9 protein-coding genes are annotated in these 8954 nt (G+C 63.0%); 1 reads left to right on the forward strand and 8 read right to left on the reverse strand.

The genetic code is table 11. The features are described 5' to 3' along the window. Positions 1–245 precede the first annotated feature (245 nt). The 8 genes from JSE7799_RS00965 to JSE7799_RS01000 form a co-directional block, all read right to left on the reverse strand. Positions 246–1004, reverse strand: coding sequence for an ABC transporter ATP-binding protein (locus JSE7799_RS00965; protein WP_055661929.1), 759 nt, complete (start codon positions 1002–1004; stop codon positions 246–248). Beyond that, a complete protein-coding gene (locus JSE7799_RS00970; protein ID WP_055661930.1) occupies positions 1001–1852 on the reverse strand; it encodes an ABC transporter ATP-binding protein in 852 nt (283 codons plus the stop codon). Before JSE7799_RS00970 ends, JSE7799_RS00965 begins: the two co-directional genes overlap by 4 nt. Further along, positions 1849–2787 (reverse strand): nickel transporter permease, encoded by a 939-nt coding sequence (nikC, locus tag JSE7799_RS00975; protein WP_055661931.1) that lies wholly within the window; start codon positions 2785–2787, stop codon positions 1849–1851. Before nikC ends, JSE7799_RS00970 begins: the two co-directional genes overlap by 4 nt. Beyond that, positions 2784–3842: an ABC transporter permease gene (locus tag JSE7799_RS00980; protein ID WP_055661932.1), complete on the reverse strand. Its 1059-nt coding sequence runs from the start codon at positions 3840–3842 to the stop codon at positions 2784–2786. Before JSE7799_RS00980 ends, nikC begins: the two co-directional genes overlap by 4 nt. Before the next feature lie 7 nt (positions 3843–3849). Continuing rightward, entirely contained in the window at positions 3850–5445 is a 1596-nt protein-coding gene (locus JSE7799_RS00985; protein ID WP_055661933.1) for an ABC transporter substrate-binding protein, read from the reverse strand. A 33-nt stretch (positions 5446–5478) separates the two neighbouring features. Beyond that, positions 5479–6528, reverse strand: coding sequence for a dipeptidase (locus tag JSE7799_RS00990; RefSeq protein WP_055661934.1), 1050 nt, complete (start codon positions 6526–6528; stop codon positions 5479–5481). Between the two features lie 319 nt (positions 6529–6847). Next, positions 6848–8113 (reverse strand): cation:proton antiporter, encoded by a 1266-nt coding sequence (locus JSE7799_RS00995; RefSeq protein WP_055661935.1) that lies wholly within the window; start codon positions 8111–8113, stop codon positions 6848–6850. Positions 8114–8197: 84 nt separating this feature from the next. Continuing rightward, on the reverse strand, positions 8198–8497 hold the full coding sequence (locus JSE7799_RS01000; protein ID WP_055661936.1) for a hypothetical protein: 300 nt from the start codon (positions 8495–8497) through the stop codon (positions 8198–8200). An 81-nt stretch (positions 8498–8578) separates the two neighbouring features. Between JSE7799_RS01000 and JSE7799_RS01005 the strand changes: the two genes are divergently transcribed. Beyond that, on the forward strand, positions 8579–8954 hold a 376-nt coding region (locus tag JSE7799_RS01005; RefSeq protein WP_144431501.1), incomplete at its 3' end, for a transposase.

Consider the following 8954-nt stretch of genomic DNA (forward strand, 5'->3'; position numbering starts at 1 on the left):
ACAGGCGGGGCGTGGAGCACGTAGACTGGGTCATGGCGGAGGTCGTCCTGCTGAAATCTGAATCTTTGGCGTCGATAACCAAGAAATACAGAGTTTCAGACGGTTACGCCACCTCCGCCGCCTTCTCGTGAATTATCCGGGCTAAACGAGGCTCGCGGCTCATCTAAGCGGGAGGCGGGCAGGGCACGTTCGAATGCTTTCGTCTGAGGTCGTCCAACGATGAACGGCCGTCCGCCGGAATCGGGTCAGGTTTCGCGGGTGTAGCCGAGCGAGCTTTCGAGCAATTGCTTCGTGTAAGGCTCGGTCGAGCGAAGCGCGCGCATGTCTTCCACGGTCATCTCCTCCACGATTCGGCCTGCCTGCATCACGGCGAGACGTTCACACATGTGCCCGATCACGGCGAGATCATGCGAGACCATGACGTAGGTCAGCCCGTTCTCCGCGCGCAGATCCGTCAGCAGATTGAGGATTTCCGCCTGCACCGAGACGTCGAGTGCCGAAGTCGGCTCATCGAGCAGGAGAATGTCCGGCTCGGGCGCCAGTGCGCGGGCAATCGCAACGCGCTGCCGCTGCCCCCCGGAAAGTTGGTGCGGGTAGCGAAACCGGAAGGCCGGCCCGAGACCGACATCCTTCAGAAGCCGCTCAATCCGCTGGTCGACATCGCGAAAGCCGTGCAGCTTCAGGGCCTCGCCAAGCACCTGGTCCACCGAGTGGCGGGGATGGAGCGAGGCATAAGGGTCTTGGAAGACCATCTGCACCGTCTTGTAGAACTGTCGGCTGCGGGCTTTGCCCAAGGCTATGCCCGCGATCTCCATCCGCCCCGACCAGGATGGCACAAGGCCGGTGATCGCCCGCAGGATCGTAGATTTTCCGGAGCCGCTTTCGCCGACCAGCCCGAACGATTCGCCTGTTCTTACGGCAAAGCTCACATCGCTGACCGCCTGGTTCCGATCGCGGCCCTTTCCGAACCAAACGTTCAGATTTTCGACCCCGATGGCGTTCACGAGGAACCTCGCACGCTTCCGGGGTCGCTCCAGGCCGGATCGCGCTTAAGTACCTCCAGCCGACGGCGCGGCGCATCGAGCCGGGGAAGAGAGTTCAGCAGACCGCGGGTATAGGGATGCTCCGCCTCGTGCAGGCGATCGGCGCGGCAGGTTTCGACCACGCGTCCGGCATACATGATCAGCACCCGATCGCAGAACGCCGAGACCAGGTTCAGGTCGTGGCTGATAAAGATCAAGCCCATGCCGCGCTCGCTGACCAGCCGATCCATGATCCGCAGCACCTGGGTCTGGACCGAGACGTCCAGCGCCGAAGTCGGCTCGTCCGCGATGAGAACGGAGGGATTTGGGATCATCATCATTGCGATCATGATGCGTTGTCCCATGCCACCCGACATTTCGTGCGGATAGGCGCGCATCACCCGTTCCGCATCGCGGATCGCCACCGCGTCGAGCATTTCGAGCGTCTTTTCCCGCGCATTCGCGCGACTGCCATGCGCCTGTGTGTAGGCTTCGATGATCTGGTCCCCGACGGTCATGACCGGATTGAGCGAGAACTTCGGATCCTGCATGATCATCGAAATGCGCTGCCCGCGCACATCGCGCATCTGCCGCTCGGACATCTTCAGGATGTCGTCGCCCTCCACCGCGATGTGCGTCGCCTCGACCTTGCCGGGGGGGCGGATCAGACGGAGAATCGCGCGGCCCGTCATCGATTTGCCCGAGCCGCTTTCGCCGACAATACCAAGCCGCTCGCGTCCAAGGCTGAAGGACACACCCCGCACGGCATCGAACACGCCTGTGCGGGTCGGAAAACGCACCCACAGATCCTCGACTTCGATCAGGCTCATTTCCCGGCATCCTTCGGATCGAGCACGTCGCGCATTCCGTCGCCCAGCAGGTTGAAGGCGAGCGAGACGATGAAGATGGCCAGACCCGGCATCGTCGCCACCCACCAGTGGTCGAGGATGAATCGCCGGCCCTCGGAGATCATTGCCCCCCATTCCGGCGAGGGTGGTTGTGCCCCCAGACCGAGAAAGCCGAGACCCGCGGCGGCCAGGATTATGCCAGCCATGTCCAGCGTAACCCGCACGATCAGCGAAGAGATGCATAACGGCCATATGTGCTTGGTGATTATTCGCAGCGGCCCCGCGCCCTGCAGACGCACCGCAGCGATGTAATCCGCCTTGCGGATGGTAAGCGTTTCGGCCCGGGCAATGCGAGCGTAGGGCGGCCAGGCGGTCAGCGAGATCGCGATGATAGCGTTTTCGATGCCCGCCCCGAGGGCCGCGACGAAGGCCAGCGCCAGAACCAGCCGCGGAAAGGCCAAAAAGATGTCGGTGATCCGCATCAGGATCGTGTCGACCCACCCGCCCGCATAGCCTGCAACAGTGCCCACGAACAGTCCCACGATCGGCGCGATCAGCGCCACCAGCGCGACGATATAGAGGGTGATCCGCGCGCCATAGATCAGCCTGCTGAGAATGTCGCGGCCAAGGGAATCCGAGCCCAGAGGATACCCCTCGCTCCCCAGTGGCAGAAGCCGAGCACCGAGATCCTGCGCATAAGGATCTTTCGGCGCCAGAAGTGGTGCGAAAATCGCCAGAAGCACCAGGAACACGAGAATGGACAGGCCGAACATCGCCATCGGGTTCCGGCGCAGCGTCAGCCAACCTTGGTAGAAGGATCCGATGCGGGCCTGCCGTCGCGAACGCGGCGTCTCGGTCATCAGCCAGTCGTGCCAGCCGCTGCGTGCTCTGGTGCCGGTAACGTCGAACTGACTCATTCCGCCCTCGGATCCAGAAATTTGTAAAGCAGGTCGGAGAATACGTTGAGGCAGACGAAGACAAGGCCGACGACGACCGTTCCGCCAAGCACCGCATTCATGTCCGCCGAAAGCAGCGCCGTCGTGATGTACGATCCGATGCCGGGCCAGGCGAAGATGATCTCGGTCAGCACCGACCCCTCCAGCAGACCCGCATAGCTGAGCGCCACGACGGTGATCAGCTGCACCCGGATGTTGCGAAACGCATGGCGCCAGATCACCGCCCGTTCTGAAAGACCCTTCACACGCGCGGTGATGATGTATTCGGAGCTGAGTTGTTCAAGCATGAACGAGCGCGTCATCCGGCTGATATAGGCGAGGCTGTAATAGCCCAGAAGCGAGGCGGGCAGCACGATGTGACTGAGCGCGTTGCGAAAGACCGTCCAGTTGCCGTCCAGCGCGCTGTCCACGAGGATCATGCCGGTCACGGACGGTACGACGTCGACGTAGAAGATACCGACGCGTCCCGGTCCGCCGACCCAGCCGAGAATGCCGTAGAAGATCAGAAGCCCCACAAGGCCCAGCCAGAATATCGGCATCGAATAGCCGATCAGAGCGACCACCCGCGCGGTCTGATCGATCCAAGTGCCGCGCTTCACCGCCGCCAGAACGCCTAGGGGCACGCCAATGGCGACGCCGATGATGGTTCCCAGCGTCGCCAGTTCCAGCGTTGCCGGAAAGACCCGCGCGATATCCTCCGCCACTGGCCGCGCATTCAGCAGCGACATGCCGAAGTCGCCGCGCATCACGTCCCAGATGTACTGGATGAATTGCACGAAGAGCGGCTGATCGAGGCCCATTGCCTCGTAGGCCGCCTGATATTGTGCCTGCGTCGCACGCTCACCGACCACCGCGATCACGGGATCGATCGGCATGACCCGCCCGATCACGAAGGTGACGAAAAGCAGCCCCACCATGGTGAAGGCGATCTGACCCAGGGTGGCGCCGATCTTGCGGAGCGCGGCTAGAAGGCGCGACGGATGCCGCGCCTCCCGCTGTTCTGTGGTGTCCGTCATGGCCCGCTTATTTCGTCACTGGCCAGTAGGCAGCCGCGGTGATCGCCTCGCCCAGCGTCAGGTTCTCGACGTTGTCCTTCCGCGCCAGTTGTTCGATCTGCTGGAACATGATGACGAAGGGCGCCTCCTCACGGAAGTCGGCCTGAATCTCCTGGTACATCCGCTCGCGCGTCGCGGTGTCGGTCTCGGTCGCCGCCGCATCGACCCGCTCGGTGAAGCCTTCGGCCGGCCATGCGTTGCGCCACGCCAGGATGCCGGTCAGCTGCGCGTCCTCGGAATTGTCCGGATTGTAGGCGAAGGTGCTCGCGTTGGTATGCGGGTCGGGGTAATCTGGCCCCCACGCACCCAGATAGATCGGCAGGTCGCGGGCCCGATACCGGCTGAGGATCTGCTGTCCCGTTCCGACGGTGATTTCGAGATTGATGCCCGCCTGCGCGAAGGTGTTCTGCAGCGACTGGGCAATCTCCAGCCGCTCCTGCGCCTCGCGGACACCGACCTCGAGGGTCAGTTCGTCGATGCCGGCCTCGTCGAGAAGCTCCCGCGCCCGCTCGACGTTCATCTCGAACGGGTTTTCGTCCACCGCGCCGAGATAGGTCTGCGGAAGGAAGTTCTGGTGGATCGTGTATTGCCCGTTAAGGAAGCTGTTCTGCATGCCCTCGTAATCGATCAGGTGCTTGATCGCCTCGACGACCCGCGGATCGGACAGCTGCGGATGGTTCTGATTGAGCGAGATGTACATGAGCCGGCCGCGCAGGATGTCGTCGATCTCGATCCCCTCGGCATCCTGAATTCCGGCAATGTCCTCGGGGTTGAGATTACGCGCCGCGTCGATGTCGCCCCGCTCGAGCAGCAGCCGCTGCGTCGCGCTCTCCTGGATATGGCGGACGATCACGCGTTTCATTTCGGGGGCGCCCTTGTAGAAGTCCTCATAGACTTCCAGCGTGACGCTTTCGTTCGGCTTCCAGTTGGCTACGCGGTAGGCGTAGGATCCCGCCGAGTTCGTCTTGAGCCACTCATTGCCCATGTCGCCCTCGACCTCGTGCTGCATCACCGTCTCCTTGTCGACGATGGCACCGATCGTGGCGGTGAGGGCGTTCAGGACGAAGGACGGGGCATATTTCTGATCGGTCGTGATGATGACCTTGTCATCTTCGGCGCGGATCATCTCCTCGACGTTCTCGGGCGTGAAGCCGAATTGCGTGAGGATGAAGGACGGCGTCTTGTCGAGTTTCACGGCGCGCTGCAGCGACCACGCGGCGTCCTCGGCACGAACGGGATTGCCGGAGTGGAAGGTCATGCCGGGCCGCATCGTGAAGGTGATCGTGCGGCCGTCCTCGCTGACCTCCCAGCTTTCGGCGAGGTCGGGCTGGTATCCCGCGCCGAGATCGGCCGGATCGAAGTTGACGAGCTTGCCATAGACGTTGCGGATCACGTCGGCGCCGGCGAACTCGAAGCTCTGCGCGGGGTCGAGGGTGGTGATATCGTCGATGCGGTTGGCGATCACCAGCATATCGTCCGGCGTCTGCGCCACAGCGCCCAGCGACGTTGCCGCCAGTGCGAGGCCCGTCGCGGCCCCAAGCATCAATCGTCTCGTGATGTTCATATCGTCTCTCCTGTTGCCTGGCTCTGTTTCTCGTTACTCACCCCAGGTCCTCTCCAGAACACGCAGCCAATTCCCGTGGCAAAGTTTGGTCATCAATGCCTCGTCGTAGCCATGTGCGCGCATGGCCTCCCGGAGTTTCGTCAGCCTCGCCGCATTCGCCAGGTCGCGCGGGATCGTGGCGCCGTCGAAGTCGGAGCCGAAGCCGACGCCGTCCTCGCCGAGCTTGTCGATGAGATGATCCAGATGTCGGATAATCTCTTCGAGTGGGACATCGTCGATCATGCGGCCGTCTTCGCGCAGGAAGGCGACGGCGAAATTCACCCCCACCAGGCCACCGCTTTCGGCGATCACCGCAAGCTGCCTATCGGTCAGGTTGCGAGCATGCGGACAGATGGCATGCGCGTTGGAATGTGTGGCCACGAGCGGCGCATTGCTTAGCCGCGCAACGTCCCGGAATCCCGCTTCGTTCAGATGCGACAAGTCGATCATGACCTTCAGGCGGTTGCAATATTCGACCAACCGCTTCCCTTGGTCGGTCAGCCCGCCGCCGATATCGGGTGAGCTGGGATAGCGGAAGGGAACCCCTTCGGCGAAGATCGTAGGCCGGCTCCAGACAAGGCCGATCGATCGCAGTCCGGCGCGGTAGAGCACCTCCAGCGCATCGAAGTCCGGGTCGATGGCCTCGGCACCTTCGAGGTGGAACACCGCCGCGATCTGGCCCCGATCCATGACGGTACGGATATCCGTTGCGGATGTGCAGACCTTCAGATGGCCGGCCGCGTCCAGCCGAAACAGCTCTGCCGCTTCGGCAAGAACGGCCCGCAGTGCCCGGTCCTGTTCGACGGGCGCGGGAAGAGGCAGGTCGTATTCCGGACGCGCCATCTCGGCGTCACGATCGAAATCCTGCTCCTCCGACGGCACCCAGCAGGCGAAGAACCCGCCCCCGAACCCGCCGGCCCGCGCTTTCGGCAAATCCAGTTGTCCATCCGTGCCCGTCTGGAAGTTTGCGCTGCCCCGGCTCTTCGCCAGATACGTGAGGGTGTCGTTGTGACCGTCGAAGATCGGGGGAGTCGCGTTGTCCATGGTTTGAGTTTGGCGGCGATTGCAGCGCGCATCAACCCGCAACCTCGGCATCTTCAAATCGGCTGAGAGACGAGCGTGGGTCCGGGAGCTGGCTCCTTCGCGGTGAAAGGGGGCGTGAGGTTCAACGCTCGCCGCGGCCGCCGTAAGCGGTTTTCGTTGAGATCGTGCGCTGCCGGACCTGGATTGACGAATCGGCATCGGGCGCCACCAAAACATACGGGCGTCTCGTCGAGGACAGACGAAGCCGACGCTCCTGAACGCTGCGTAACGGAGCAATTGTTGTGCGCAGCAGTCGTGAAGTCCGAAGCTGACGATACACTCATCCCTGACCGTCTTCGCCCCCTTTGATCTCCGCGGGCCAGCGCCGGAACAACATCTCCAGCGAAATCGGGGCGACGAGGCAGGTCACGGCGGAGACGAGCACGAAAGCGGCGTAGAGATTCGCAGGCACGGCCCACTCGCCGATCTGTCGCCCGCGCTCCATGATGATCATCGTGATCTCAGCCCGCGGCACCAGGCTGACCCCGATCAGGGTCGCCCCCGCCATGCCGGACGAGAGGAGGCTCGGCAATCCTGCGCCCAGAACCTTCACCACGATCGCTACGGCCGCAAGCACCGCCCCGGTGCCGAGTGCGGACGTGAGCGCGCCCGTCTCGAGCGCGAGACCGATGCCAATGAAGAAGAACGGCGAGAACAGGTCGTAGAGGCCGCGGAAATCCGCGTCGATATGCACCGCCTCGGGGTCGCGGCTGAAGGCGAGGCCGGCGAAGAGGGCGCCGATGGCTGCCGAAAATTCAAGCCACGCCGCGACGCCGGCAATCAGGATCGCGATCCCCGCCACGAGGACCATGAGCTCCGGCCCGGGAGCCAGCCGCTGGAATGTCTTCGTCAACCGCTCTTCGCCGTATCGAGCGAACGCCACGCAAAAGCCGGCGAAGAGAAAGAACTTGAGAAAGAAGATGCCGCCGCTGGTGAGAAGCTGCGTCGCGAGGCCGCCGCTCCCTGGACCATCGCCGCTGCCGGCTGTCTCGCGCAGGACCGGGATCACGGCGAACAGAAGCGCCATCAGCGCCACGCCCGAGAGGTCGTCCATTTTCGCCACATCGGTCAGGAGTTGTCCTTTGCGCGTCCGGAGCGCGTCGTGTTGGCGCCACATGCCGATGGAGACGCCGATGCTCGTCGCGGTCATTGCGACGGCCGCGATGAGGCTCGGGATCTGATCGAAGCCCAGCAGGTAGGTCATCACGAAATACCCCGCAGTTGCGCTGAGGGCGACGTTGCCGAGCCATATAACGCTCGCGCTTCCGAGTTGCCGGCGAAGCCCCTGCAGATCGCTCTCAAGTCCGACCCGGAAGAGAAGGACAATAATCCCGAGTTCAGCGAGAATCTCGAACGCGAAATCCCCTTGCTCCGAAAGGAAGTTCCAGCGGTCGTCTGCCAGACGCAGCAGGAAGCCAAGCGCCATGTATCCGACGAGCGACGGCACATAGGTCCGGCTGAGGCCCGCCCTCACCACCACCGCCGCGGCGACGAGAATACCGATGAGGAGGATCAGGATCGAGGTGGACTGGATCGGCTCTGTCATGCGGCCTTCCGTTGACTGGTTCGTCTTTGCGCGGGAGCCGGACGGGATTGACCGGCCTCTGAGCTCGACTTTGTACGTTTTCACTCACGTCCAGGTCCAGAAAATGGCCTCGTTCGCTATGAACTCGAGCGCGTCGTCGAGAGGCATGACGACGCCACCCATGTCATCGATATCCTCCCATTTGCGCCGGTGTGACCAGTATCCGAGCCGAACCTCGTCTCCGTTGCCGGTCGGCTTCAGGCGGGCAATCGGCGCCTCCGTCTCCAGCAGGTAGAGATGGCAAGAGCCCTTGTTCTTGTAGGAGCCGACACCACCACCATTGGCGTCGTCGAAAGCTTCGATGCGGGCGACCGTTTCATCGTACAGCATGCGCAGATCATACATGAGCACACCTCAAGATGCGTCATTCACTTTGCCGCGGGCCCCTGACTTGCATGGTGATCGGCGAGGGATTCGAAGCATGGGATGCAGCAACATTCCACCTCCCCGCCGCCGACAGGCGTTCCGGTTCCCCAGATCCTGCGCGATTGGCTGCAGGAGCTGCGAATGTGCTTTACAGCTCCCAGCTGGGAACACGTGCTTGTTCTGGTCATGGGTGCAGTGCTGGCACCGGGCAAGCGCACCGTCAGCGCCTGCCTGCGGATGACCGGGCGTGCCGAGGCGCAGAATTTCTCAAGCTGTCATCAGCTCCTCAACCGTGCCCGGTGGAACACCCACGCCATGGCGCGGCACCTGCTGAGCATGGTCGTCAACCGCCTCGTGCCGGAGGGCCCGGTAGTCATCGGGATGGACGACACCATTGAACGCCGGTGGGGGCGCAGGATCACAGCACGCGGCATCT

Origin of the sequence: Jannaschia seosinensis, from assembly GCF_001408515.1 — a bacterium.
Lineage (GTDB): Bacteria > Pseudomonadota > Alphaproteobacteria > Rhodobacterales > Rhodobacteraceae > Jannaschia > Jannaschia seosinensis.

Bases quoted from the DNA above. Each gene is read 5' to 3' on its own strand.
- JSE7799_RS00970 (WP_055661930.1), bottom strand. From the start codon at position 1,852: ATGAGCCTGATCGAAGTCGAGGATCTGTGGGTGCGTTTTCCGACCCGC.
- JSE7799_RS00995 (WP_055661935.1), bottom strand. From the start codon at position 8,113: ATGACAGAGCCGATCCAGTCCACCTCGATCCTGATCCTCCTCATCGGT.
- JSE7799_RS00990 (WP_055661934.1), bottom strand. From the start codon at position 6,528: ATGGACAACGCGACTCCCCCGATCTTCGACGGTCACAACGACACCCTC.
- JSE7799_RS00985 (WP_055661933.1), bottom strand. From the start codon at position 5,445: ATGAACATCACGAGACGATTGATGCTTGGGGCCGCGACGGGCCTCGCA.
- nikC (WP_055661931.1), bottom strand. From the start codon at position 2,787: ATGAGTCAGTTCGACGTTACCGGCACCAGAGCACGCAGCGGCTGGCAC.
- JSE7799_RS01000 (WP_055661936.1), bottom strand. From the start codon at position 8,497: ATGTATGATCTGCGCATGCTGTACGATGAAACGGTCGCCCGCATCGAA.
- JSE7799_RS00980 (WP_055661932.1), bottom strand. From the start codon at position 3,842: ATGACGGACACCACAGAACAGCGGGAGGCGCGGCATCCGTCGCGCCTT.